Genomic DNA, 24963 nt, shown 5'->3' on the forward strand with positions numbered 1-24963 from the left:
GCACACCCGCCGCTCCCCCCGGCACACCGCCGCGCCACCGGACCCCACCGTTCCACCGGACGGCCGCCGTGGTGCGCCGACGGCGGTTTCCCGATTGCGTCCGGTCCGTTCCGGCGCGTCCCTGGCGTTGTCAGTGGGGCGGCGTATCGTTCTGGCTCGTGGGGAACCGCCGTGCCACGAACGGCCGTTCCCTTCCGGGGGAAGCACGGAGCGTTCACATGCGCGGGGGAGCCATGAGTACGACTGACATCGAGGTCGGCGGCGCGATCACACTGTCCGACGACGAACTGGATCCGTTCGTCACACACGCCGGCACCAGGGACCGGCTGACCGGCCCCGGACTGCCGCACGAAGGCGCGCTGCTCGCGTTCGGCGCCCTTCGCGAGCACGGCCTGCGCACGGTCGCCGACCTGGCGGGCGACGCCGACAGACTCGCCGGGGAGCTGCGCGACCAGCTCGTCATCGGCGCGCTGCGCAGCCTCGACCGGGACCTGGAGTCGATCCTGCTCGACGGGATGACGGGCGCCGTGTCGTCGGCGTACGTCCGACGGAACCCGGCCCACCTGGATCTCTCGCCCCTGGCGCCCTCCCTGGACGCCCTGCTGCGCTTCGCGGCGGCCACCGAGGAACTGACGCTGGCCCGGGGCCGTTCCGGCCCGTTCGGCCCGAGGGCGGTCGCGCAGGTGTCGGACCGGCTGAGCGCCGTCTTCGAGGACGCCACGGGCGAGACCGTGCCGCCGTACTGGCGGATGGCCGCCCTGATCCGCCCGCTCGCCCGGATCGCCGGGCCCGGCGACGGACTCGTCCTCGGTCTGCCCAAGCGGCTGCTGGACGAGGAGTTCGGCGCGGGCGGGATCATGCGCTTCGAGGACGTCGACTTCCCGCCCGCCCTGACGCACGAGCCGACCCGCCGCTTCCTGCGGGAGTCGGGCCTGCCCGAGGACGGATTCCTCTTCCAGCTCGACACCGAGATGCCGCTGGCGGCCCTCACCGAGTACTACGCACAGGAGCGCCCCGACACGTTCTCCACCGCTCTGCTTCCGGCCGGGGCGGACCGTCTGATACGCCTCGGCAACCTCCTGGAGGACACGAGCCTGGTGGTGGACGGAGCCACGGGCGCCGTGCTCGCCTGGAGCGAGCCGGACCTCACCCTGCGCCCGCTCAACGCGGACGTCTCCACGCTGGCGTTCACCCTCTGGCTCCTGCACCGCGAGCGGACGGTGGACGCGGCCCACCACCTGAGCGACTCCTACGAACAGCTCGCCGCCACCCTGACGCAGACGCTCGCCACCGTCGACCCCGGCGCCTGCGACCGGACCCCGGCCCTCCCCGGCGACGACGGCCGCCGCCACTGGCCCGAGATATTCGAGGACCGGTCCTCCGGCATGCTCTACGCCTAGCGGCCCCGGCGCCTTCGACCGCCCGACGCAAACGGCCGCCCCGCAACGGGACGGCCGGCCTGGAACAGAACGGCCGCCCCGAAACGGAGCGGCCGGCCCTGCGTGGAGACCGTGGCGGGATTCGAACCCACGTAACTCGAGTTGCAGTCGAGCCCCTGAACCACTCGGGCACACGGTCGTTCTCAGGTGCGGCACGGCTCACTCGTTCCGAACCTGATGGGAAGACCGTAGGCGGGGTGAGGGAAGGGGCTCAAGGGTTCCCGGGCGGCTGCAACGCGACTGCCACACGCCGTTCACGAACGGCGGGCCGGCCCGCCGGAACGGGGCCCGACGCCGGCCCGGGGGAGCGGTCCTAGGTCCAAAGACCTGCTGGATCACCGACCACCGACAGGAGTCATCCAAAGCTGCGCACCTTACGCTGACCTGCATGACAGCAGTGGAAGCGAGCGAGGCCGCGATCGTTCCGTCCGGGGACGGGGACGGCGACGACGGTTCCGGCGGGGTGCTCGGCCGGGCCCGCCGGGCGCTCACCGTCGGGATCGTCTCCGTGGTCGTGGTGATCGCGTTCGAGGCGACGGCCGTGGGGACGGCGATGCCCGTGGCCGCGCGGGAACTCGACGGGGTCGCCCTGTACGCGTTCGCGTTCTCCGCCTACTTCACCACGAGCCTGTTCGGGATGGTGCTCGCCGGTCAGTTGTCCGACCGCGACGGGCCGCTGACCTCGCTGGCCTCGGGCATCGGCGCGTTCGCCGCGGGACTGCTGCTGTCCGGGACCGCCGGCGGGATGTGGATGTTCATCCTCGGACGGGCCGTCCAGGGACTCGGCGGCGGGCTCGTCATCGTCGCCCTGTACGTCGTCGTCGGGCGGGCCTACCCGCAGCGGCTGCGGCCGGCGATCATGGCGGCGTTCGCGGCGGCCTGGGTGGTGCCGTCCGTGGTCGGACCGCTCGCCGCGGGCGCGGTCACCGAGCACCTCGGCTGGCGCTGGGTGTTCCTCGGGATTCCGCCGCTGGTCGGCCTCCCGCTCGCGCTCGCGGGCCCGCAGATACGGCGGCGGGCGTCCGGGCCCGCCGGGTCGGGCGACCGCGCGCCGCTGGACCGGCGGCGCATCCGGCTGGCGTTCGGGATCGCGCTGGGCGCGGCGCTGTTCCAGTACGCCGCGCAGGATCTGCGCCCGCTCTCCCTCGTCCCCGCCGCGGCCGGTGCCGCACTGCTCGTCCCCGCCGTGCGCGGGCTGCTGCCCCGCGGCACCTGGCGGGCGGCCCGCGGACTGCCGTCCGTGGTGCTGCTGCGCGGGGTCTCCGCCGGAGCCTTCATCGCCGCCGAGTCCTTCGTGCCGCTGATGCTGGTCACCCAGAGAGGGCTGTCGCCGACGCTCGCCGGGCTCTCGCTCGCGGCCGGCGGCGGGACCTGGGCGCTGGGGTCCTGGGTGCAGGCGCGGCCCCGCGTGGAGCCGTACCGGGAACGGCTGATGTTCCTCGGCATGCTGCTGGTCGCGGCGGCCGTCGCCGCCGCGCCGAGTGTGCTGATCCCCGCCGTGCCGGTGTGGACCGTCGCCGTCGCCTGGGCGTTCGGCTGCTTCGGGATGGGCCTGGTGATCGCCTCGACCAGCGTCCTGCTGCTCCACCTCTCGGCCCCCGAGGAGGCCGGCGCCAACTCGGCCGCCCTGCAGATCTCCGACGCCCTGTCGAACGTGCTGCTGCTCGCCGCCGGCGGAGCCGCCTTCGCGGCCCTGGGCGGCGGCGCGGTGGCCGACGCGGCCACGGCCGCGGCCTCCGCCGCCCACACCTCCCACCCGGCCGCGTTCGCGGCGGTGTTCCTGCCGATGGCAGGGGTGGCGCTGCTGGGGGCCTGGGTGACGACCCGCCTGCGGGAACCGGCCGGAACGGCCTGACGGGACAGGTCGGGGTGGATCGGCGGGACAGGTCGGGGTGGATCGGCGGGACAGGCCGGGGTGGATCGGCGGGACAGGCCGGAGCGGACCGGCGGGACCGGTCGGGGCGGCTCGGGCGGAGGGCGGATGCGGCTCGGGCGGAGGGCGGACCGGGGTGCCGGTGGTGCCGGCGGGTGATCTGTGACGTCAGTCCCATCCACGGCCGCCCCGGCCTCGTCCGCACGTCGTCGCGCGGCGGGCGCCGGTAGGGTGGCCCGGTTGTCATACGTAGCCGAGCCGTCCACGCGCCTCCCGTCACGCCTCATCCGACGCGCCGCGCACGGACCCGGACGCTCCCATTCGACACCCAGACCGGAGACCGTGACTACCACCGCCGCCAGCGCCTCCACGCACACCCACCACCTCTCGCCCGCCTTTCCCGGACGAGCCCCCTGGGGCACCGCCAACAAGCTGCGCGCCTGGCAGCAGGGCGCGATGGAGAGGTACATCCAGGAGCAGCCGCGCGACTTCCTCGCCGTAGCCACCCCCGGTGCCGGCAAGACGACGTTCGCGCTGACGCTCGCGTCCTGGCTGCTGCACCACCACGTCGTGCAGCAGGTGACCGTCGTCGCGCCGACCGAGCATCTGAAGAAGCAGTGGGCCGAGGCGGCCGCGCGGATAGGGATCAAACTCGATCCCGAGTACAGCGCCGGACCCCTCAGCAAGGAGTACCAGGGCGTCGCCGTCACGTACGCCGGCGTCGGGGTGCGGCCGATGCTCCACCGCAACCGCTCCGAGCAGCGCAAGACCCTGGTGATCCTCGACGAGATCCACCACGCCGGTGACAGCAAGTCGTGGGGCGAGGCCTGCCTGGAGGCGTTCGAGCCCGCCACCCGCCGGCTCGCGCTCACGGGTACGCCCTTCCGGTCCGACACCAACCCCATCCCGTTCGTGTCCTACGAGGAGGGAAACGACGGGATCCGGCGGTCCTCGGCCGACTACACCTACGGCTACGGCAACGCGCTGGCCGACCACGTCGTGCGGCCCGTCATCTTCCTCTCCTACAGCGGCAACATGCGCTGGCGCACCAAGGCGGGCGACGAGATCGCCGCCCGGCTCGGCGAGCCGATGACCAAGGACGCCATCAGCCAGGCCTGGCGCACCGCGCTCGACCCGCGCGGCGAGTGGATGCCGAGCGTGCTGCGCGCCGCCGACCAGCGCCTGACCGAGGTGCGCAAGGGCATCCCGGACGCCGGGGCGCTCGTCATCGCCTCGGACCAGGAGTCCGCGCGCGCGTACGCCAAGCTGATCCGCGAGATCACCGGCACCAGGGCGACCCTCGTGCTCTCCGACGACACCGGCGCCTCGAAGCGGATCGACGACTTCTCGGCGAGCGACGACCGGTGGATGGTCGCCGTCCGCATGGTGTCCGAGGGCGTCGACGTGCCCCGCCTGGCCGTCGGCGTGTACGCCACCACCATCTCGACCCCCCTCTTCTTCGCCCAGGCCGTCGGCCGCTTCGTGCGGTCCCGCAGGCGCGGCGAGACGGCGTCCGTGTTCCTGCCGACGGTCCCCGACCTCCTCACCTTCGCCAACGAGATGGAGGTCGAGCGCGACCACGCCCTCGACAAGCCGAAGAAGGAGGGCGAGGAGGACCCCTACGCCGAGTCCGAGAAGGAGATGGAGGAGGCGAACAAGGAGCAGGACGAGGACACCGGCGAGCAGGAGCAGTTCTCCTTCGAGGCGCTGGAGTCCGAGGCCGTCTTCGACCGGGTCCTCTACGACGGCGCCGAGTTCGGCATGCAGGCCCACCCGGGCAGCGCGGAGGAGCAGGACTACCTCGGCATCCCCGGACTCCTCGAACCCGACCAGGTGCAACTGCTGCTCCAGAAGCGGCAGGCCCGGCAGATCGCGCACAGCCGCAAGAAGCCGGACACGGAGGCGGACCTCCTGGAGATCCCCGCCGAGCGCCGCCCCGTCGTCTCCCACAAGGAGATGCTGGAACTGCGCAAGCAGCTCAACACCATGGTCGGCGCCTACGTCCACCAGAGCGGCAAGCCGCACGGCGTGATCCACACCGAGCTGCGCCGGGTCTGCGGCGGCCCGCCGAGCGCGGAGGCCACGGCCGGACAGCTCCGGCAGCGGATCGCCAAGGTCCAGGAGTGGGCCACCCGGATGCGCTGACGTCCCCGGGAACCGGCCGGGACGTCCGAGGCGTCCACGACCGGGGGACATGGGGAACCGGTTACCTCCGGACACGGCGGTATCCGGAACCCGTGGCTCGCGCTGCCGCAGCCGTGCAAAGGGGGCGTGTTCTGTCGGGGAAGGCGTGCACGGCGGCCTGTGCGCTGCGTACGCGGGCGGTGTACGCCGAGTGGCGCACGCCCCGCGTTCTGGGACAAACGGAATCACTTCGCACCGGCCGATGCCCGGATTCTGGACGGAGACTTCCGCTCAGCGGACCGGCTCGCTACTGTCCGGCTACGCACACGCCCCGTGGCAGCGCCGCCGCGGAGCGCAGCCGTGAAGCGACTGCGGCCCGGGAACAGCCCGGGGCGCCGGCCGACCGGCGGCCTCTGAAGCGCGTCGCCGACGGGACTCGGTGCCGCATCCGCCGGACGAGGGCCGTCGACCTCACCACTAAGGAGTGGGCGTCGTGACCGCGGAGACCTCTCAGACGCTCGACCGGGGACTGCGGGTCCTCAAGCTGCTCGCCGACACCGATCACGGGCTGACCGTCACCGAACTCTCGAACAAACTGGGCGTCAACCGGACCGTGGTGTACCGGTTGCTCGCCACCCTGGAGCAGCACGCCCTCGTACGCCGTGATCTGGGCGGCCGTGCCCGGGTCGGCCTCGGAGTGCTGCGCCTGGGCCGCCAGGTGCATCCGCTGGTCCGGGAGGCCGCGCTGCCGGCGCTGCGGGCACTGGCCGAGGACATAGGCGCGACGGCGCACCTGACCCTGGTCGACGGGACGGAGGCGCTCGCCGTCGCGGTCGTCGAGCCGACCTGGACGGACTACCACGTGGCCTACCGCGCCGGTTTCCGGCACGCCCTGGACCGGGGGGCCGCGGGCCGCGCGATCCTCTCCGCCCGCCAGGCGCCGGTGGGCGAGCCCGGATACACGCTCACCCACGGGGAGTTGGAGGCCGGCGCGTGCGGGGCCGCGGCCCCGCTGATCGGGGTGACGGGGGTCGAGGGCAGCGTGGGCGTGGTCATGCTGGCGGACGCCGTGCCGGAGCGGGTCGGCCCACGCGTGGTCGACGCGGCCCGAGAGGTGGCCGACGCCCTGCGCTGAACCGGGCCGGGGGCCTCACGGGGCCGTGGTCCGAGCGGAGGCCGTCCTGGAGGCCGTCCTCCGGTACGGGCCGCAGCGGCCCGTGGGTTCGCGGGGAGGTCGCGGGACGTTCACGGGGGACAGGGGCACGCCGGTCCGCGCGGAGGCCGTGGGGTGGGTGCGGGGCCAAGGCCGTGGGACCTGTGCGGAGGCCGGGCCGGACCGTGCCGTTAGATTGACTCCGTGCTCTCTCGCCTCACGCGCCCCCAAGCCGTCGCCGTCTGCGCCCTTCCCGTCGTGGCCCTGCTCGCCACGGCGGTGTTCGCGCCGCTGCCGTTCTCCCTGGCGCAGCCCGGCCTGACGGCGAACGTCCTGGGCGAGAACAAGGGCGAGGCGGTGATCACCATCACCGGGGCGCCCACCCGGAACACCAGCGGCCAGCTCCGGATGACCACGATCGAGGCCACCGGCCCGGACGCGAGCGTCTCCCTCGGCGACGTGCTCAGCGCCTGGTTCGCCGCGGACAAGGCCGTGATGCCGCGCGACTCGGTCTACCCGAGCGGCGGGAGCGTCAAGGAGATCGAGCGGCACAACGCGAACGAGATGAAGGAGTCCCAGGACAGCGCCACCGAGGCGGCCCTGGGGTACCTGCACGAGAAGGGCGATGTGAAGGTCACGCTCAAGCTCGCCGACGTCGGCGGGCCGAGCGCCGGGCTGCTCTTCTCGCTCGGGATCATCGACAAGCTGGACGGTGACGGAAGCGGCGGGGACCTCACGGGCGGCCGGGTCGTCGCCGGTACGGGGACGATCGACGCCGACGGGAAGGTCGGCGCGGTCGGCGGTGTCAGCCTCAAGACCCAGGCGGCCCGCCGCGACGGGGCGACCGTGTTCCTGGTCCCGAAGGCGGAGTGCTCGGACGCGAAGGCGGAGCTGCCGAAGGGCCTCCGGCTGATCCCGGTGACCGACCTCGACGGAGCGGTGAACTCCCTGGTGGCCCTTGAGAAGAACAAGGGCTCGGTCCCGAGCTGCTAGGTCGTGTCGGCGAAGTCGACCCAGGGCCTGCCCGGCGATTCCCCGGTGCCCCGACGGGCCGAGGCCACGGCGCCGGTGGCCGGCTCCCCGACGGGAGCGCGGTGCGTCAGCAGGCGGCGGCGACGGTCGCCCTCGGCGCGGAGGCCAGCCGGAGGCCGACATCCACGAGTGTCCAGCCGACGCGGGCGCGCAGCCGGCCGGGGTTCCTCGCCTCGGCCGTGAGCCGGTACGCGTCCGCCTCGGCACGCAGGTCGGCGGCGCGCACGTGCTGCAGCTGGAGGTGGGTCTCGGGATGCATGGCAGTGTCCTCTCTGTCGGTGTGATCGAGTCGTGCGCGGTGTCCGACCGGCTGGATCAGTCGGAGGCCTGGGGGAAGACGTGCGTGTGGAAGCGCACCTGCTCCGCCTCGGGGTCGTCCTCGGGACGTTCGAGGGCGCAGTAGCTGTCGAGCAGGTCGTGCATCTTCCGGATGAGTTCCCTGGCCTGCGCCGGGGTCAGCCGCATCGTGAAGTCGCTCATGTCGGTGGCGGGGGTCCATCTGTCCCCCCACTCCTCGCGGGTGCCGAGCCAGGTCGACAGCTCACGCGCGTGCGTGGTGGCGATCTCGTGCAGGAACATGTCGGCCGCTCCGCGGACCGCCGGGTCCGGGTCGCTGAGCAGGTCCTCGCCGAAGTCCAGGCCCTGATGGACCGCCTGCCACCACCGCTCGCGTCCCTTGCCCCGCTCGGGGGCGTCCTCGACGAAGCCGTGTGCCGCGAGCTGGCGCAGGTGGTAGCTGGTCGCCCCGCTGGACTCGCCCAGCCGCTCCGCGAGCATCGACGCGGTCGCCGGCCCCTTCTGGCGCAGACTGCTGAGCAGTTCCATGCGCAGCGGGTGGGCGATTCCCCGCAGTGAGCGGGCGTCGAGGCGGCGGTGCTGCGGAGGCTCGGGCGGCAGGGGCGGTTCCGGCGGGCCCGGCACTTCCGGAACGTCCAGTGGGTACGGGGGGTCCGGCGGGCCGGGTACGTCCGGCAGGTCCGGCGGTTCGGGGGGAAGGGGTGGCTGCTCCGTCATGCGTACAAAGATAGCCTTGCAAAGAGTCCCTTGCAACGGTTTCTTTGCAACCACTTCTTTGGAGTGTGCTTCCCGGCGCCGGCCGGTCAGTCCTGCTTCACGAACCCCTCCGACGTCATCCAGTCCAGCGCCACCTCGTGCGGGTCCTGGCCCTGGACGTCCACCTTCGCGTTCAGGTCCTGCGCCACCGTGTTGTTCAGCTTCTTCGTCACCGGCTCGATGACCTCGGCGATCTGCGGATACTTCCTCAGGGCCTTGGAGTTGATCACCGGTGCCGCGTTGTAGTTGGGGAAGAACTTCTTGTCGTCCTTCATCACCACCAGGTTCATCGACTTGATGCGCCCGTCGGTGGTGAACACCTCCCCGTACGTACAACTCCCCTTCTCCACCTGGGTGTAGATGATCCCGGTGTCCATCTGGGTGATGTTCTTCGCGGGGATGTGCATCCCGTACGCCTTCTCCATGCCCGGCAGTCCGTCGGCCCGGTTGGCGAACTCGCTCTCCACGCACAGCGTGACGGCGCTCGGGTCGGACTTCGACAGCGCGGCCACGTCGGACAGCGTGGTCGTGCCGTACTTCTTGAAGTTCGCCTGGTTCATGGCGAGCGCGTAGGTGTTGTTGAGCGCGGACGGCGGCAGCCAGGTGACCCCGTTCTTCGGGTCGGCGTCGTGCACCGCCTGCCACTGCTTCTGCGGGTCCGGGATCGGCTCGCTGTTGCCGAGATACGTGATCCACGCGGTGCCCGTGTACTCGTACATGGCGTCCGCGTCACCGTTCTTGATGGCCTCGCGCGCGCCGATCGAGCCCTGGATGCCGGTGCGGTCGATCACCTTCGCGCCGGCCGCCTGGAACGCGATGCCCATGATCGCGCCGAGGATCAGCTGCTCGGTGAACTCCTTCGACGCCACCGTGAGGTTGGCGCCCTTCAGCGGCTCGCCCCGCCCGATGGTCCCCGGCTCGACGTTGTCGGTCATCGGGGAGCCGCTGGTCAGCCCGCACGCGGACACCAGGACGAGGACGGCGGCCAGGGCCGCGTGGGCGCGCGCCGCCCTCATGTCCCCACCTCCAGCCCGCGCGGCCGCAGCAGCAGCTCCGCCAGCGACGCCAGCCAGTCGACGAGGAGCGCGAGGGCGACCGTGAGGATCGCTCCGAGGACCAGGACGGGCATGCGCTGGGTGGTGATGCCCGTGGTGATCAGCACGCCTAGACCGCCGCCTCCGCCGAACGTGGCCAGCGTCGCGGTCCCCACGTTCAGGACGAGCGCCGTCCGCACGCCGGCGAGGATCAGCGGTACGGCCAGCGGCAGTTCCACCCGGGAGAGCACCCCCAGCGGTGACATGCCGATGCCGCGCGCCGCCTCCAGCAGGGTCGGGTCGTTGGCCTTCAGGCCGGTGATCGTGTTGGACAGGACCGGCAGGATCGCGTAGATCGTGATGCCGATCAGGGCGGACTTCTCGCCGGTGCCGAGCCAGATCACGAGGAGCGCCAGCAGACCGATCGCCGGGGTCGCCTGCCCCATGTTGGCGACCGTCATCGCGACCGGGGTCAGCCTGCGGAACGCCTTGCGGGTCAGCAGGATCCCCAGCGGAATCGCGATGATCAGCACGAAGAACGTGGAGATCACCGTCAACTGGATGTGCTGCCACAGGGCCTTGGACACCTGCCCGTTCGACAGCGCGTTCCGGGAGATCGCGTCGAGGTCGGCCTGCTGGAACCAGATCCAGGTGCCCAGCAGCAGGGCGATCAGCACGGCGGGCAGGAAGGTCAGCTTCTTCCAGCCGATCCGCCGCCTCGGGGCCGTCGGCGCGGGCGGCGGCACCTCCCGCTCCGTGCCCTCACCGTCGCTGTCGTCACGGAAGGCCACCCCCTTGACCTCGTGCTCGCCCTCGGGACGCCGATCGGTGGGCGGTGTGCTCACGCCTTCGCCTCCCCGCCGTCGACACCCTCCTGCTCGAACTGGGTCTGATGGGCGCGCGCCTCCTCCAGTTCGTGCTGGTGCTCCATGGCCTCGAGGCGGTCGGCCTCCAGGAGTTCGTGCACGGAGTTCATCAGGGTCTCCATGTCGACCACCCCCGTGTACTCGCCGCGCCGCCCGGTCACCGGGACCCGGCCCGAGTTGTCCGTGAGCACCGCCTCCAGGGCGTCGCGCAGGGTGGCGTCCCTGGTCACCGTGTCGTGCACCAGCGTGCCCGCCCGCGCCAGCGAGCCCTTGGCCCGCATCAGATCGCCGCGCCGCAGCCACTTGTAGGGGCGGCCCCGCTTGTCGAGGAGCAGGATCTCGTTCGTACCGCTGGAACGGAGTTTGCCGAAGATCTCCTGGAGCGGATCGTCGACCGTGACGGTCGGGCAGCCGCTGATCTCCACATCCCGTACGCGGCTGAGGTTGAGCCGCTTCAGCGCGGCGCCCGCGCCCACGAACCCCGACACGAAGTCGTCGGCCGGGTTGGTGAGGATCGCCTCCGGGGTGTCGAACTGCGCGATGTGCGAGTGCTCGCGCAGCACCGCGATCCGGTCGCCCAGCTTGATGGCCTCGTCGAAGTCGTGCGTCACGAACACGATCGTCTTGTGCAGCTCGTGCTGGAGCCGGATCAGCTCGTCCTGGAGGTGGTCGCGGGTGATCGGGTCCACCGCCCCGAACGGCTCGTCCATGAGCAGGACGGGCGGGTCCGCGGCCAGCGCCCGCGCCACGCCCACCCGCTGCTGCTGGCCACCGGAGAGCTGGCGCGGATAGCGGCCCCGGAACTCGCCGGGGTCGAGCCCCACGAGGTCCAGCATCTCCTCGACCCGGGCCGTGATCCGTGACTTCGGCCAGCCCACCATCCTCGGTACGAGCGCGATGTTCTGGGCGACCGTCATGTGCGGGAAGAGCCCGGAGGACTGGATGGCGTACCCGACCTTGCGGCGCAGCTTCACCGGGTCCATGTCGGTGACGTCCTCGCCGCCGATCCGGATGCGGCCGCCGCTCGGCTCGATCAGCCGGTTGATCATCTTCAGGGTGGTCGACTTGCCGCAGCCGGAGGGGCCGACGAACACGACGAGCTCACCGGCCTTGATCTCCATGTTGACGCTGTCGACGGCCGCGTCCCGGCTCCCGGGGTAGCGCTTGGTGAGGTTCTCCAGCTCGATGGTGGCGCCCGTGGTGGACGACGAGCCCCCGCCCGTGCCGTCCCCGCCCGTGCCGCTCCCGCCCTGGCCGCTCCCTCCGCGCGCGCCGCCCGGCGTACCGGAGGGATCCTCGGCGTCCGCGGGGCCGTCGGCGGTCTCCGCTGTCTCAGGCACGGATCCCCCTCGGAATGGTCAGCCGGCCCAGCAGGACGTAGGCGGCGTCGAAGAGCAGCGCCAGGATGATGATCCCGACCGTGCCCGCGAGTACCTGGTTGAGCGCGTTCTTGCTGCCCAGCGAGCTGATGCCGCGGAAGATCTCGTTGCCGAGGCCGGGCCCGGAGGCGTAGGCCGCGATGGCGGCGATGCCCATCAGCATCTGGGTGGAGATCCGGATGCCGGTCAGGATCGGCGGCCAGGCCAGCGGCAGTTCGACCCGCATCAGGCGGGACGTCCGCGACATGCCGATACCCCGGGCCGCGTCCACCAGCGAGGGATCCACCCCGCGCAGGCCGACGATCGAGTTGCGCACGATCGGCAGCAGTCCGTACAGCGTCAGGGCGATCACCGTCGGCGGGACGCCCAGGCCGACGATCGGGATCAGCAGACCGATCATGGCCAGCGAGGGGATGGTCAGGATCGCGGAGGTCGTCGTGGTGGCGAGGTTGCCCGCCCAGTCGCTGCGGTAGGTGACGACGCCGATCAGCACGCCGATGACGGTCGCCACGACCATGCACTGGAAGACGGCGCTGGCGTGCTGGTAGGTGTCCGTGAGGAGCTGTTCGTGGCGGCTGCTCAGGTACTGCCAGAAGTTCACCCCGGGTCACCTCGCTCCTCGGTTCAGCGTTCGGCCGCCGCCTGTTCCACGAGCGGGATGATCCGCAGCGGAACCGGGTTCTCCATGACGATCGCCGTGGAGGCCCGGACGATGCCATCAAAACCGACAACCCGGTCGATCACACGTTGAAGATCGGCGTTGGAGCGGGCCACCAGCCGGCACAGCATGTCCCCGCTGCCCGTCGTCGTGTGCAGCTCCAGCACCTCGGGCACCGTCGTCAAGTGGGCACGTACGTCCGCGCCTTGTCCCTGGCGGATCTGGAGCGTGGCGAACGCCGTGACCGGATAGCCGAGCGCGGCCGGGTCGACCTGCGGACCGAAGCCCCGGATGACTCCGTTCGACTGAAGACGGTCCAGCCGCGCCTGCACCGTCCCCCGGGCGACCCCGAGCCGCCGGGACATCTCCAGGACCCCGATGCGTGGCTCCTTGGCCAGCAGCAGGAGCAGCCGCCCGTCCAGATGATCGATCGCCATGGGTGCCTCCGAGATGGTCATCATGTACAGAAAGCCCGGCGGTGCGAGCCCTTCGCTGAACATCTTGCTCAGTCGACAGGCGAACTATTGCGCACCTTGCGGAACGGAGGGAGCCTGCGGCCATGACGCAGACCACACACGACACTCCCGACACCGCCCGGCAGGCCGATCCCTTCCCGGTCAAGGGAATGGACGCGGTCGTCTTCGCCGTCGGCAACGCCAAGCAGGCCGCCCACTACTACTCCACGGCCTTCGGCATGCGGCTCGTCGCGTACTCCGGACCGGAGAACGGCAGCCGTGAGACGGCGTCGTACGTCCTCGAGAACGGCTCGGCGCGCTTCGTGTTCACCTCGGTGATCAAGCCCGCCACCGACTGGGGCCGCTTCCTGGCCGACCACGTGGCGGAGCACGGCGACGGCGTCGTCGACCTCGCCATCGAGGTCCCGGACGCGCGCGCCGCCCACGCGTACGCCGTCGAACACGGCGCCCGCTCGATCGCCGAGCCGTACGAGCTGAAGGACGAGAACGGCACGGTCGTCCTCGCCGCCATCGCCACGTACGGCAAGACCCGCCACACGCTCGTCGAGCGACGCGGCTACGAGGGCCCCTACCTGCCCGGGTTCGTGGCCGCCGCGCCGATCGTCGAGCCGCCCGCGAAGCGCACCTTCCAGGCCATCGACCACTGCGTCGGCAACGTCGAGCTCGGCCGGATGAACGACTGGGTCGGCTTCTACAACAAGGTCATGGGCTTCACGAACATGAAGGAGTTCGTGGGCGACGACATCGCGACCGAGTACAGCGCGCTGATGTCGAAGGTCGTGGCCGACGGCACGCTCAAGGTCAAGTTCCCGATCAACGAGCCCGCCATCGCCAAGAAGAAGTCCCAGATCGACGAGTACCTGGAGTTCTACGGCGGCGCCGGTGTCCAGCACATCGCGCTGAACACGAACGACATCGTCGCGACCGTGCGGGCCATGCGCGCGGCCGGCGTCCAGTTCCTCGACACCCCCGACTCGTACTACGACACCCTCGGCGAGTGGGCCGGCGAGACCCGCGTCCCCGTCGACACCCTGCGCGAGCTGAAGATCCTCGTCGACCGCGACGAGGACGGCTATCTGCTCCAGATCTTCACCAAGCCGGTCCAGGACCGTCCGACCGTCTTCTTCGAGATGATCGAGCGGCACGGCTCGATGGGCTTCGGCAAGGGCAACTTCAAGGCCCTGTTCGAGGCGATCGAGCGCGAGCAGGAGAAGCGCGGCAACCTCTGACCCCGGAACGGGCCCTCTCCGAGGGCCCGTGGGTCTTCCACCTGTCCGGCGGACGCCAAGACGGCGTCCGCCGGACAGGTCCTTCACGGCCCTGTGCGGCCGCCCGGGTACTTGGCCGCCCGGGTCCTTGGCCGCCCGATTGCTCCGGCCACCCGATGCGCCGGCCACCCGGGCGCTCCGGCCTCCGGCTTTCGTGTTCAGCGCGCCGCGGGCTGCCCCGGGGCCGCAGACGGTGCCGCAGACGGGGCCTCTGAGGGGGCCCCTGACGGGGCCGCCGGCGGGGCGGCCTGCTCCTCGGCCCCGGGCTCCGGCTCTCCCGACCCGTCCGTCTCCGCCGACTCCTCCGGCGGGCCCCCGGCCGGCGGCTCGCCCAGTGCCGTCAGGGCCTCCCGGGCCGCGGGCGCCAGCAGCGGTGAGAAGTACGGATTGATCCGCAACGCCTCGGTCAGGTGCCGGCGTGCCGGACCCGACAGCCCCAGATCACGCTCGATCTGCCCCCGGTGGTACGCGTACAGGGCACTGCGCACACCGCCCCCGTGCTCCTTGTCCGTGGCCCGTACGGCGAAGCCCAGCGCCTCCTCGTCGTTCCCGGCACGGTGCAGCGCCCAGCCCAGGGCGTCCGCCACCGCGATGCCGGGCTGTCGCCGCCACTCGGCGCGCAGTTGGCGCACCGCGGCCCCCGCATCGCCGTGATCCGCCTCGAAGAGTCCGAGGACCGGTTCGTCGTCCACGCCCGCGGCACTGTCCCGCCGCGCCAGGTCCCTCAGCAGGCCGTACTGCGCGCGGGCCTCCGCGCCCCGCCCGAGCGAGTCGTACAGCTCGCCCAGCTCCAGCGCGTAACGCGGCACGGGCCGCTCGGCGAGCGCCGTCCGGTACGCGCGCAGCGCCTCCTGCGTGCGCCCCAGGGCCGCCAGCGCGCGCCCCTGCCCGGCCAGTGCGTCGTACGCGTCGGCGTCGGTCCTCATCGCGGCCCGGTAGTGGTCCAGCGACTCCTGGCGGTCGCCGCGTTCCCAGGCGAGGTCCCCGGCCTGCGCGAGAAGAGCCGCCTGCTGGGACGCGGTGGCCGCGCCCGCCGCCGCGTCCGAGACCGCCGCCGCCGCGTCCTCGCGCCGCCCGCGGTCCCGGTACACCCGCGCCGCGACGGCCTGGACGGTCGGCCCGGAGCGCAGCGCGAGCAGCCGGTCGAGGGTCCTGTCCACGGCCTTGTGGTCACCGAGCCCGGAGTAGGCGTCGATGAGCGCCGGATACGTCGTCCACCGCTTCGGCGCCTGCTCCGCCGCGGCCTCGCCCCACTTCCGCGCCTCCCGGAAATCGCCCCGCGCGCCCGCGAGGGAGGCCAGCCCCTCCAGCGCCGCCACGTTGTCCTCGGGCCGCAGATCCAGTGACCTGCGCAGCGCCTTCTCGGCCTTCGGGAAGGACGCGACCGCCGCCGTCCGCCGCGCCCGCTCCGTGTACGCGGCGCCCAGCACCGCCCACGACACGTCGTCGCGCGGACGGGCCCGCACCCGGGACTCGCGGTCACGGATGAGCGCCGTGAGATCGGGCAGCGCCGCCGGCACCCCGGCTCCCACCGCGCTCACCGCCCGCGCCACCGGGCCCGGGGCGGGGCGCGACGCCGCTGAGTCGTCCAGGGTGGACAGCAGGACCAGCACCCCGCCGAGCACCACACACCCGGCGACCGCCGCGATCGGCCCGCGCCGGGTGAAAGGGGAGCGGCGCGCGCCGGAGGGCTGCGGGGACCGCGCGCCGGAGTCCTCCTGGGACCGCTCGCCGACGGGTTCCCCGGACCGCGGTCCGACGGGCACCGGCTGTCGCTCTTCGATCTCCATGCCGTTCACTGTGCGTCAATACGAAGACCGCACCCCGGCATGCGAAGCCTCCCGCGAATGGGGTTCACACCGATGGCCCCGGGTGCGACCCTGTGATCATGAGCCGTATCGAAGCCCCGCGCGACGAGGACACAGCCGCGGCCGGCGGGCTCCTCGACCGTCTGCTGAGCGGTCTGCCGGCCGAGGCCGTGCTCGCCGACCCGGACGTCACGGCCTCGTACGCCAACGACATGGCGAGCTTCTGCGAGGCGGGCACACCCGCCGTGGTCGTCCTGCCGCGCACGGTCGAGCAGGTCCAGCACGTCATGCGCGTCGCGACCGAACTGCGCGTCCCCGTCGTCCCGCAGGGCGCCCGTACCGGCCTGTCCGGGGCGGCCAACGCCAGTGACGGCTGCGTGGTGCTGTCCCTGGTGAAGATGGACCGCATCCTGGAGATCAACCCGGTCGACCGCATCGCCGTCGTCGAACCCGGTGTCGTCAACGCCACGCTCTCCCGCGCCGTCGGCGAACACGGCCTGTACTACCCGCCGGACCCCTCCAGCTGGGAGATGTGCACCATCGGCGGCAACATCGGCACGGCCTCCGGCGGCCTGTGCTGCGTGAAGTACGGCGTGACGGCCGAGTACGTCCTCGGCCTGGACGTCGTCCTCGCCGACGGACGGCTGATGTCCACCGGGCGCAGAACCGCCAAGGGCGTCGCCGGGTACGACCTCACCCGCCTCTTCGTGGGCTCCGAGGGGTCGCTCGGCATCGTCGTACGGGCCGTCCTCGCCCTGAAGCCGCAGCCGCCCCAGCAGCTCGTCCTGGCCGCCGAGTTCGGATCGGCGCGGGCCGCCTGCGACGCCGTCTGCAAGATCATGGAGGGCGGCCATGTCCCCTCCCTGCTCGAACTGATGGACCGTACGACCGTCAAGGCCGTCAACGACCTCGCGCACATGGGCCTCCCGGAGACCACGGAAGCGCTGCTGCTCGCCGCCTTCGACACCCACGACCCGGCCGCCGACCTCGCCCTCGTGGGCGCCCTCTGCGAGGCGGCGGGCGCGACCCAGGTGGTGCCCGCCGAGGACGCGGCCGAGTCCGAACTCCTGCTCCAGGCGAGGCGGTTGTCGCTCACCGCGCTCGAAGCGGTCAAGGGCACCACGATGATCGACGACGTGTGCGTGCCGCGCTCCCGGCTCGGCGACATGCTCGACGGCATCGAGCGCGTCGCGGAGAAGTACGCGCTGACGATCGGCGTCTGCGCGCACGCGGGCGACGGCAACACGCACCCCACCGTCTGCTTCGACGCAACCGATCCCGACGAGTCGCGGCGCGCCCGCGAGTCCTTCGACGAGATCATGGCCCTCGGCCTGGAGCTCGGCGGCACGATCACCGGTGAGCACGGCGTGGGCGTGCTGAAGAAGGAGTGGCTGGCCCGCGAGATCGGCCCGGTGGGCGTGGAGATGCAGCGGGCGATCAAGACGGCTTTCGACCCGCTGGGCCTGCTCAATCCGGGCAAGCTGTTCTGACGTCGGGGACCGGCCGCCCACCGGTCCGGCAGCGCCGCTCACCGTCCGCCGCCCGGGTCGTGGCCGCTCACCGTCCGCCGGCCGCGCACTGTCCGCCGCCCGAGTCGAGGCCGCCCACCGTCCGCCGGCCAGGTCGAGGCCGCCCACCGTCCGCTCAGGACGGGTCCCCGTCCGTCGACTCGTCGGACGGCCAGGGGTCGCGCAGCCACAGATCGTCGGGGGACGGCCCTCCCGTCGGGTCGAGCGAGGCCGAGAGCCTCGGGGACGGCGCGAGCAGTTCGGCCAGACCGGCGTCCATGCCGAGCTGCCCCGCCTCCGTGCCCGGCGGGACCGCCCTGAGCGTGCGCTCCAGCCAGGCGGTGACCTGCGCGGCGGGCGCTTCGAGCAGCGCGTCGCCGTCCGGCGAACTCAGCGCCATCAGGACGACGCTCCGGCCGCCGACCTTCGTCGGCCACACCCGTACGTCGCCGTGGCCGCACGGCCGGAACACCCCCTCGACCAGCAGCTCGCGGGCGAATGTCCAGTTGACGGGATGATCGGTGCCGACGTGGAAGGTGATGCGGACGGCGTACGGGTCGTCGGCGCGGTACCTCAGGCGCGCCGGCACCGGGATGCTGTGTTCCGGCGACAGGACGAGATGAAGCTCGAGCTCGCGTTCCACCACGGTGTGCATGTCGATGCGCTCCCTTTCGTCGTACGGGCTCCTGGGACGGGCCCGTACGAGTGGAGAGCGCCCGGCGCCGCGACCATTACGCGGGTTCGGAGAAAACTTTCGGGCCCGCCTCGGCCCCTCTTCGGGCCCGCGCTCCACAGCCTCGGACGTCCGGCCGCACGAGGGGGCGGAACCCTGCCCGAAAGGAGTGGGTACGGCGGGACCGGCCGTGACGCGTGCGCCGGTCTGGTAGATGTGGACGTCCCACACGACCCCCGAGCAGATACGGGACGACGGACATGAGCGCCCCAACCCCGGCCCCCGGTGACGACAGGCCCCGCGAAGGGTATTACCCGGACCCCTCCATCCCTGGATACGTCCGGTACTGGAACGGCGCCGCCTGGGTGCCGGGCACGAGCCGTCCCGCACCGTCCGGCGGCGAGGCGCTTTCCCCGCCGGCCGCCGCTCGCCCCGCGCACGTGCCCGCTCCGGCGTCGTCCCCCGAGTTCGGGGCTGCACGCGGGCATACGGGCACTCCCGCCGTGGAGGAGACGGGCCCGCACTTCTTCGACGAGGACCCGCAGCCCGACACCGGCGCCCCGGAACAGCCGCACGACGCCGGTTCCGCCGAGGCCCACGGCGCCGGCGCCGGGTCTTCGGGCGCCGCCCCCGAACAGCCCCTCCGTGCCGGCCAGTCCGATTCCCAGCACGGCAGCCGGCCCGAGCCGGCCGTCTCGTGGGGCGCCGACCGCTCCCAGCAGTCCGGCTTCGGCGGGGGCCAGGACCGCAAGGTGTCCTGGGGCGCGCCGAAGGGGTCAGGACCGCGTGATCCGCGTGCCGCCGCATCTGCCGACGCGGTGAACCGGCCTGACGGGGCGTCGGCGCGCACGGACGGTACGACGACGATTCCGCCCGCCGCCGCCCAGCCCCCCGCGTCCCCGGGGCCGGTGGTCTTCCGCCGCCCCACCGGTCCGGAGGGCGAGGCATACGCGGACGGTACGGGCACGAGCCCTGCGGGCGAGGCGAGTCCGGGCGGAGCGGGGGCCGGCGCCGCCGAGGGCGACACGAGGTTCCGTGCGCCCTCCCCGCGTACGGAGCGGCAGGACGGGAGCACGACCCCGGCGAGTGCGCCGGGCGTGCCCACCGGCTCCGCCACGCCCCCGGCCGCCTCCGGCTCGGGCGCGTCCCCGGCCCCCTCCGCCTTCGGCACGTCCCCGGCACCCGCAGCGCCGGGCTCGTTCGGGCCGGCGGCCGCTTCCGGGCAGTCACCCGCACCCGCCGGGTCGGGCCCGTACGCACCGCCGGCCGGGACGGGACAGCCCCTCGCACCCGCCGGGTCCGGCCCGTACGCACCGCCGGCCGTGTCGGGGCGGCCGCCCGCACCCGCCGGGTCGGGCCCGTACGCGCCCCCCGCAGGGGCCGGGCAGCCGCCCGCACTTGCCGGGTCCGCACCGTCCGGCGCGCCCGCCGGGTCCGGCCCGTATGCCCAGCCTGCCGGTGCCGGGCCCGCCGGGGCAGAGGCATCTGCCGCACTTGCCGGGGCCGGTTCGCCTGCCCTGCCCGCGGGGGCGGGGACGCCCGCCGCATCCCCTGCCTCCGGCTCGTCCAGCACCCCTGCCGTGGCAGGGCAGTTCGCCACGCCCGCCGGTTCCGGTCCGTCCGCCGCGTCCGGTCCGTCCGGCGCTCCTGCGTCCGCCGTGCCAGGCGCGTCCAGCCCGTTCCCCGCTGCTGCGGGCTCGGCGCCGTCCGCCGCGTCCGGGGCCCCTGCCGGGGTCACCCCGTCCAGTGCCGCCGCCGGGGCCGGTGCGGCCGTCGCGCCAGGCGGGTCCGGCCCGTTCGCCGCTCCCTCGGCCGGGTCCTCCGCCGCTCCCGGCGCCGCTCCGGGTGCCGGCGCCCCGGGTGCCGGCCAGGTGGCCGGTGCCGGGGTCCCGCAACAGCCCTCCGGTGCCACCCCCATGGCCTCCGGCGTCGGCGGTGGGCAGCCCTCCTGGGCTCAGCAGGTGCATCAGCTGGCGGGCGACCCGGCCGACGAGGGGCAGCGGGTCGCGCCGTGGAAGCCGCCGGTGGACGATCCCTTCCAGGCGGCCGCACGGCGCCAGGCGGCGGCCCGTCCGGCCGGCCTCGGCCGACGGCTGGCCGCCCGGCTGCTGGACACCGTCGTCGTCGCCGGCGTCACCGCGGCGGCAGCCGTACCGCTGGGCACCAGGGCGGTCGACCACATCGACGAGAAGATCGACGCGGCCAAACTGTCCGGAGAGAAGGTCACCGTCTGGCTCCTCGACGCCACGACGGCCTCCTGCCTCGGCGCGGTCCTCGCCGTCCTCCTCGTCCTCGGCGTCCTCTACGAAGTCCTGCCCACCGCCAAGTGGGGCCGCACCCTCGGCAAGAAGCTGTGCGGCATCGAGGTCCGCGACATCGAGGGTCACGAACCGCCCACGTTCGGCAGGGCACTTGGCCGCTGGCTCGTCCTCAGCGTGCCGTCCCTGCTGGTCGTCGGACTCGTGGGCGTCGTGTGGGGCCTGTTCGACAAGCCCTGGAACCAGTGCTGGCACGACAAGGCGGCGCACACGTTCGTGGCGGGCCCGGCCCGGTAATCCCGTCCCCCGGACGGCCCTTCGCCGGATGCGGAGCCCGGGGGTTCGCGGTCGACTCGGGCCATGAGCAGCGAACCGCCGCCCCCGGACTCCGGCCGGCCACCGGACGAGGACCCCTTCAAGAAGCAGCCCCCGCCCGGTGAGGGCGCGGGCTCCCCGTACGACCCGCCGCCCCCGTCCGGCGACCGGACCCCGCCGTACGGGAGCGAGCCGCCCCCGTTCGGCGGCGGTCCGTACGGCGAAGGCGGCGGCCCGTACCAGGGTGGGGGTCAGCACCCAGGCGGCGGTGACCCCTACGGCGGTGGCGGCCCCTACGGCGGCGACCCGCTCGCCGGCATGCCGCCGCTCGCGGACAGCGGCAAGCGGGTGCTGGCCAGGATCCTGGACATGATCCTGGTGGGCATCGTGGTGTGGCTGCTGTCCTGGGCGTTCGGGGTCACCGAGTACGACGTGGACTCGAACAAGATCGAGTACAGCAAGTCGCTCGGGCAGTCCCTGGTGGCCGCCGTGCTCTACGTGACGTACGACACCGTGATGATCAGCAAGACGGGCCAGACCCTCGGCAAGCGGCTGTTCAACCACCGGGTCGCCAACCTCGACAACGGCTCCACGCCCTCGGTGCAGACCTCCCTGGTCCGCGCCCTGGTGCTGTGGATCCCGTTCGCGTTCTGCTGCGCCTGCATCTGGACGGCGATCGCGGGCGGCTGGAGCTTCTTCGACAAGCCCTACAAGCAGGGCCTGCACGACAAGGCGGCCAAGACGGTGGTGGTCGACACCGGCTGAGGCCCGCCGGTGACGTGCGCACACCGGAAGGGCGGGTCCGTGGTCACGGACCCGCCCTTCCGGTACGAGGTCGCGGGCGGCCGGGGTACCGGCGCGTACGCGGCTTCAGGGCCCCGCGGGTTCGCGCACGGGCTCGGGCGCGGAGGACGCGGAGGCGGACACGGACGCGGTCTCGCGCTGCGCGGGTACTCGCCGGTGGACGACGGCCGAGGTGGCCGGCGCGGGCTTCGGCAGCGGGACCGTCATGGCCACCAGCAGTCCGAGAGCGAGCGCCGAGAGGGTGATCAGCACGATCCCCAGACTCGAACTCGTCTGTGACAGCAGCAGCATGGCGAGTGTGGAGAAGATCACGGTGCAGGAACCGTAGGCGAGCTGTGCGGCGGTCGGACGAGGCATGGCAATCGTGTCCTCGGATGGGGGTTCTCCCCCCGGTGCCTCTCGCGATGGGGGAGTGCGGATGGATGTCGGGGTGGGACAACGGTGTCGACGTGGCTGTCCGCCGGCTTCCGACGTCCGCCAATCGACTCTATTCGCCTGCATGCCCGAGTGGAACGTCCGGTAAGCGTGACCTTACCCACGGTGCCGGTGCACAGGGGGCGCACGGATTCATCGTGGCCGCCAAGAGGGCTTGAAAGCGCGCCTGTTGGGGGGCTCGCGGGTCGTCCGGATAGCGAACGGGGGCTCCGCATAATGCACTTGCCAGGTTCAAGTCAAGATCTGTTTTTTCTTTCGTAACTCCGGTCAAATGTCGTCACTTGAATCGCGTAGACGCGCGCGGACCTCCATGACCCGGAACCCCCTCCGCGCGAACGTGCGCGGGGGAGGACATCAAGTGACCAACAGACCATGGACGTTCAGAGCAGCTGCGGTGGGCGTCGCCCTCGCGGCGGCCACCGCCACGTTCTCGACGTACGCCGTGGCGCAGGCCGACTCGGCCTCATCGTCACCCGTCGTGGACCGCCACGACCCCCAGCCGGTCAAGAACACGGTCGACCACGACCTCGACGGACCGCTGAGCAAGACCCAGGACGCCCAGCGCCAGGAGGCGCTGAACCAGGTCATATCCGGCGACGCCAAGGTGCAGAAGCGCAACGGCTCGCAGGTCGTCCAGCTCAAGAGCAAGAAGGGCGACAGCAAGTACGTCGAACTCGGCCGCGAGAAGACCGACAAGATCTTCACGATCCTGGTGGAGTTCGGCGACAAGACGGACCCCAAGTTCGGTGGCACCGCCGGACCCTTGCACAACAAGATCGCCGCGCCGGACCGCAAGAAGGACAACAGCACGGCCTGGCAGGCGGACTACAACCAGAAGCACTTCCAGAACCTCTACTTCGGCACCGGCAAGAACGTCGAGTCGATGAAGAAGTTCTACGAGACGCAGTCCTCGGGCCGCTACTCGGTGGACGGCGAGGTCGCCGACTGGGTCAAGGTCCCGTACAACGAGGCCCGTTACGGCAACAACGTCTGCGGCAGCACGAACTGCCCGAGCGTGTGGAACGTCGTCAGCGACGGCGTCACCGCCTGGGTCGCCCAGCAGAAGGCGGCCGGCAAGACCGACGCGGCCATCAAGGCGGACCTGGCGAAGTTCGACCAGTGGGACCGCTACGACTTCGACGGCGACGGCAACTTCAACGAGCCCGACGGCTACATCGACCACTTCCAGATCGTGCACGCCGGTGAGGACGAGTCCGCGGGCGGCGGCGTCCAGGGCACCGACGCGATCTGGGCCCACCGCTGGTACGCCTTCGGCACCGACGCGGGCGCCACGGGTCCCGCCGACAACAAGCTCGGCGGCGCGCAGGTCGGCGACACCGGCATCTGGGTCGGCGACTACACCATCCAGCCGGAGAACGGCGGACTCGGCGTCTTCGCCCACGAGTACGGCCACGACCTCGGTCTGCCGGACCACTACGACACCGCCGGCGGCGACAACTCCACCGGTTTCTGGACCTTGATGTCCTCGGGTTCGTGGCTCGGCACCGGCAAGCAGTCCATCGGTGACCTCCCCGGCGACTTCAACGCCTGGGACAAGCTCCAGCTCGGCTGGCTGAACTACGACACCGCCAAGGCCGGCAAGCAGTCCACGCACAAGCTGGGCGTCGCCGAGTACAACACGTTCGACAAGCAGGCGCTCGTCGTCTCGCTGCCGGACAAGGCGGTCACGACCACGGTCGTCAACCCCGCGCAGGGCTCGTCCCAGTGGTGGAGCGGCAGCGGTGACAACCTGAAGAACACGCTGACCCGGTCCGTGGACCTCACGGGCAAGTCGTCGGCGAAGCTGACCCTCGACGGCTGGTACGACATCGAGGCGAACTACGACTACCTCTACACCGAGGTCTCGACCGACGGCGGCGCCAACTGGACCGCCCTGGACGGCACGGTGGACGGCGCCGCCATCCCGCGTGACGGCAGCGACAAGCCCGCCCTCACCGGCACGGTCGACGCGTACAAGAAGCTCGTGTTCCCGCTCGACGCCTACGCGGGCAAGAAGATCGACCTCCGCTTCCGCTACCAGAGCGACGGCGGCGTGGCACTCAAGGGCTTCGCGGCCGACGAGATCAGCGTCACCGCCGACGGCACCGCGCTCTTCTCGGACAACGCCGAGTCGGCCGACGCCGCTTGGACCGCCGCCGGCTTCTCCCGCATCGGCGCCTCGTTCACCAAGGACTACGCGCAGTACTACCTCGCGGAGAACCGCCAGTACGTGTCGTACGACAAGACCCTCAAGGTCGGCCCGTACAACTTCGGCTTCTCGACGACCCGTCCGGACTGGGTGGAGCACTACCCGTACCAGACCGGCCTGTTGATCTGGAAGTGGGACACCTCGCAGGCGGACAACAACACCAGCCAGCACCCGGGTGTCGGCCTCGCGCTTCCGGTCGACTCGCACTCGAAGGCGCTGTGGTGGGACAACGGCACGCTGATGCGCAACCGCATCCAGGCCTACGACTCGCCGTTCAGCCTCTACCGCACGAGCGGTATCACGCTGCACAGCGCGGACGTCGCCACGAAGATTCCGTCGTCGAAGGGGGTGTCGGTCTTCAACGACCACACCAGCGACTACTACGACAACCGGAACCCGACCGGCGGTGTCAAGGTCACTGACACCAACACCAAGATCGAGATCGTCAAGCAGGCCAAGGACGGCTCGACGATCTCCCTCAAGGTCGGCCCCGCGGTGAAGTAGCAGCATTTCTGCAGGTCAGAAGCGTATCGGCGGCAACCCCTGGCGGGTTGCCGCCGATCGTGTTTAGGTGCCTCCTGTGCCTGGCTTATTGACA

20 protein-coding genes, 1 tRNA gene and 1 pseudogene are annotated in these 24963 nt (G+C 72.0%); 11 read left to right on the top strand and 11 right to left on the bottom strand.

Annotated features, from left to right (window positions below; all coding sequences use genetic code 11):
- The first annotated feature begins 233 nt into the window (after positions 1–233).
- Positions 234–1400 (top strand): SUKH-4 family immunity protein, encoded by a 1167-nt coding sequence (locus ACFYYF_RS30650; RefSeq protein WP_388780757.1) that lies wholly within the window; start codon positions 234–236, stop codon positions 1398–1400.
- Between the two features lie 103 nt (positions 1401–1503).
- Here ACFYYF_RS30650 and ACFYYF_RS30655 read toward each other — a convergent pair.
- A tRNA-Cys gene (locus ACFYYF_RS30655) sits at positions 1504–1578 on the bottom strand.
- A 249-nt stretch (positions 1579–1827) separates the two neighbouring features.
- Here ACFYYF_RS30655 and ACFYYF_RS30660 point away from each other — a divergent pair.
- From ACFYYF_RS30660 to ACFYYF_RS30675, 4 genes are all read left to right on the top strand, one after another.
- On the top strand, positions 1828–3294 hold the full coding sequence (locus ACFYYF_RS30660) for an MFS transporter (RefSeq protein ID WP_388780758.1): 1467 nt from the start codon (positions 1828–1830) through the stop codon (positions 3292–3294).
- A 360-nt stretch (positions 3295–3654) separates the two neighbouring features.
- Positions 3655–5457, top strand: a complete 1803-nt coding sequence (locus ACFYYF_RS30665) for a DEAD/DEAH box helicase (RefSeq protein ID WP_361681463.1) — start codon at positions 3655–3657, stop codon at positions 5455–5457.
- 472 nt (positions 5458–5929) lie between these two features.
- Positions 5930–6571 (top strand): helix-turn-helix domain-containing protein, encoded by a 642-nt coding sequence (locus ACFYYF_RS30670; protein ID WP_361681466.1) that lies wholly within the window; start codon positions 5930–5932, stop codon positions 6569–6571.
- A gap of 222 nt (positions 6572–6793) precedes the next feature.
- Positions 6794–7582 carry a S16 family serine protease gene (locus ACFYYF_RS30675; RefSeq protein ID WP_388780759.1) on the top strand — a complete coding sequence of 263 codons (789 nt, stop codon included), beginning with the start codon at positions 6794–6796 and terminating at the stop codon, positions 7580–7582.
- A 106-nt stretch (positions 7583–7688) separates the two neighbouring features.
- Here the strand turns inward: ACFYYF_RS30675 and ACFYYF_RS30680 are convergent, their stop codons facing one another.
- The 7 genes from ACFYYF_RS30680 to ACFYYF_RS30710 all read right to left on the bottom strand — a co-directional run bounded on the left by ACFYYF_RS30680 (position 7689) and on the right by ACFYYF_RS30710 (position 13048).
- Positions 7689–7880 (bottom strand): hypothetical protein, encoded by a 192-nt coding sequence (locus ACFYYF_RS30680; RefSeq protein WP_388780760.1) that lies wholly within the window; start codon positions 7878–7880, stop codon positions 7689–7691.
- Positions 7881–7936: 56 nt separating this feature from the next.
- Positions 7937–8635: an ArsR/SmtB family transcription factor gene (locus tag ACFYYF_RS30685; RefSeq protein WP_388780761.1), complete on the bottom strand. Its 699-nt coding sequence runs from the start codon at positions 8633–8635 to the stop codon at positions 7937–7939.
- 86 nt (positions 8636–8721) lie between these two features.
- The gene (locus ACFYYF_RS30690; protein ID WP_388780762.1) at positions 8722–9690 is read right to left on the bottom strand and encodes a glycine betaine ABC transporter substrate-binding protein; all 969 of its coding nucleotides are present in this window, start codon (positions 9688–9690) and stop codon (positions 8722–8724) included.
- Positions 9687–10499, bottom strand: a complete 813-nt coding sequence (locus tag ACFYYF_RS30695; RefSeq protein WP_388780822.1) for an ABC transporter permease — start codon at positions 10497–10499, stop codon at positions 9687–9689. The genes ACFYYF_RS30690 and ACFYYF_RS30695 overlap by 4 nt, the downstream gene beginning before the upstream one ends.
- Positions 10500–10549: 50 nt before the next feature.
- Positions 10550–11761: a betaine/proline/choline family ABC transporter ATP-binding protein gene (locus ACFYYF_RS30700; RefSeq protein WP_388780823.1), complete on the bottom strand. Its 1212-nt coding sequence runs from the start codon at positions 11759–11761 to the stop codon at positions 10550–10552.
- Positions 11762–11906: 145 nt separating this feature from the next.
- Positions 11907–12554: an ABC transporter permease gene (locus tag ACFYYF_RS30705; protein ID WP_329299932.1), complete on the bottom strand. Its 648-nt coding sequence runs from the start codon at positions 12552–12554 to the stop codon at positions 11907–11909.
- 23 nt (positions 12555–12577) lie between these two features.
- Positions 12578–13048: an Lrp/AsnC family transcriptional regulator gene (locus tag ACFYYF_RS30710; RefSeq protein WP_328669362.1), complete on the bottom strand. Its 471-nt coding sequence runs from the start codon at positions 13046–13048 to the stop codon at positions 12578–12580.
- Positions 13049–13170: 122 nt separating this feature from the next.
- Here ACFYYF_RS30710 and hppD point away from each other — a divergent pair, with 122 nt between their 5' ends.
- A complete protein-coding gene (hppD, locus tag ACFYYF_RS30715; RefSeq protein ID WP_361681489.1) occupies positions 13171–14316 on the top strand; it encodes a 4-hydroxyphenylpyruvate dioxygenase in 1146 nt (381 codons plus the stop codon).
- A gap of 197 nt (positions 14317–14513) precedes the next feature.
- On the opposite strand, the gene ACFYYF_RS30720 is transcribed toward hppD, so the two are convergent.
- Complete coding sequence (locus ACFYYF_RS30720) at positions 14514–16145, bottom strand: tetratricopeptide repeat protein (protein ID WP_388780763.1); 1632 nt, start codon at positions 16143–16145, stop codon at positions 14514–14516.
- A 92-nt stretch (positions 16146–16237) separates the two neighbouring features.
- On the opposite strand from ACFYYF_RS30720, the gene ACFYYF_RS30725 reads away from it, so the two are divergent.
- The gene (locus ACFYYF_RS30725; protein WP_388780764.1) at positions 16238–17653 is read left to right on the top strand and encodes an FAD-binding oxidoreductase; all 1416 of its coding nucleotides are present in this window, start codon (positions 16238–16240) and stop codon (positions 17651–17653) included.
- A gap of 154 nt (positions 17654–17807) precedes the next feature.
- Here the strand turns inward: ACFYYF_RS30725 and ACFYYF_RS30730 are convergent, their stop codons facing one another.
- A complete protein-coding gene (locus ACFYYF_RS30730; protein ID WP_361681498.1) occupies positions 17808–18326 on the bottom strand; it encodes an SsgA family sporulation/cell division regulator in 519 nt (172 codons plus the stop codon).
- A 278-nt stretch (positions 18327–18604) separates the two neighbouring features.
- Between ACFYYF_RS30730 and ACFYYF_RS30735 the strand changes: the two are divergent.
- From ACFYYF_RS30735 to ACFYYF_RS30745, 3 genes and pseudogenes are all read left to right on the top strand, one after another.
- Positions 18605–19234: pseudogene (locus ACFYYF_RS30735) on the top strand (DUF2510 domain-containing protein); the annotation flags it as partial.
- 1026 nt (positions 19235–20260) lie between these two features.
- Positions 20261–20899, top strand: a complete 639-nt coding sequence (locus ACFYYF_RS30740) for an RDD family protein (RefSeq protein ID WP_388780824.1) — start codon at positions 20261–20263, stop codon at positions 20897–20899.
- A 63-nt stretch (positions 20900–20962) separates the two neighbouring features.
- Complete coding sequence (locus ACFYYF_RS30745) at positions 20963–21682, top strand: RDD family protein (RefSeq protein WP_365490015.1); 720 nt, start codon at positions 20963–20965, stop codon at positions 21680–21682.
- A gap of 105 nt (positions 21683–21787) precedes the next feature.
- On the opposite strand, the gene ACFYYF_RS30750 is transcribed toward ACFYYF_RS30745, so the two are convergent.
- Positions 21788–22078, bottom strand: a complete 291-nt coding sequence (locus ACFYYF_RS30750) for a hypothetical protein (RefSeq protein WP_388780765.1) — start codon at positions 22076–22078, stop codon at positions 21788–21790.
- A gap of 436 nt (positions 22079–22514) precedes the next feature.
- Between ACFYYF_RS30750 and ACFYYF_RS30755 the strand changes: the two genes are divergently transcribed.
- Positions 22515–24869 (top strand): immune inhibitor A domain-containing protein, encoded by a 2355-nt coding sequence (locus ACFYYF_RS30755; protein ID WP_388780766.1) that lies wholly within the window; start codon positions 22515–22517, stop codon positions 24867–24869.
- Positions 24870–24963 lie beyond the last annotated feature (94 nt).

Source organism: Streptomyces sp. NPDC001914 (assembly GCF_042891215.1).
Classification (GTDB): domain Bacteria; phylum Actinomycetota; class Actinomycetes; order Streptomycetales; family Streptomycetaceae; genus Streptomyces.

Excerpts from the sequence above, each read along its gene's own strand:
- ACFYYF_RS30730 (WP_361681498.1), bottom strand. The coding sequence starts at position 18,326 with ATGCACACCGTGGTGGAACGCGAGCTCGAGCTTCATCTCGTCCTGTCG.
- ACFYYF_RS30740 (WP_388780824.1), top strand. The coding sequence starts at position 20,261 with ATGGCCTCCGGCGTCGGCGGTGGGCAGCCCTCCTGGGCTCAGCAGGTG.
- ACFYYF_RS30660 (WP_388780758.1), top strand. The coding sequence starts at position 1,828 with ATGACAGCAGTGGAAGCGAGCGAGGCCGCGATCGTTCCGTCCGGGGAC.
- ACFYYF_RS30685 (WP_388780761.1), bottom strand. The coding sequence starts at position 8,635 with ATGACGGAGCAGCCACCCCTTCCCCCCGAACCGCCGGACCTGCCGGAC.
- ACFYYF_RS30710 (WP_328669362.1), bottom strand. The coding sequence starts at position 13,048 with ATGGCGATCGATCATCTGGACGGGCGGCTGCTCCTGCTGCTGGCCAAG.
- ACFYYF_RS30745 (WP_365490015.1), top strand. The coding sequence starts at position 20,963 with ATGAGCAGCGAACCGCCGCCCCCGGACTCCGGCCGGCCACCGGACGAG.
- ACFYYF_RS30690 (WP_388780762.1), bottom strand. The coding sequence starts at position 9,690 with ATGAGGGCGGCGCGCGCCCACGCGGCCCTGGCCGCCGTCCTCGTCCTG.
- ACFYYF_RS30750 (WP_388780765.1), bottom strand. The coding sequence starts at position 22,078 with ATGCCTCGTCCGACCGCCGCACAGCTCGCCTACGGTTCCTGCACCGTG.
- ACFYYF_RS30720 (WP_388780763.1), bottom strand. The coding sequence starts at position 16,145 with ATGGAGATCGAAGAGCGACAGCCGGTGCCCGTCGGACCGCGGTCCGGG.
- hppD (WP_361681489.1), top strand. The coding sequence starts at position 13,171 with ATGACGCAGACCACACACGACACTCCCGACACCGCCCGGCAGGCCGAT.
- ACFYYF_RS30650 (WP_388780757.1), top strand. The coding sequence starts at position 234 with ATGAGTACGACTGACATCGAGGTCGGCGGCGCGATCACACTGTCCGAC.
- ACFYYF_RS30680 (WP_388780760.1), bottom strand. The coding sequence starts at position 7,880 with ATGCATCCCGAGACCCACCTCCAGCTGCAGCACGTGCGCGCCGCCGAC.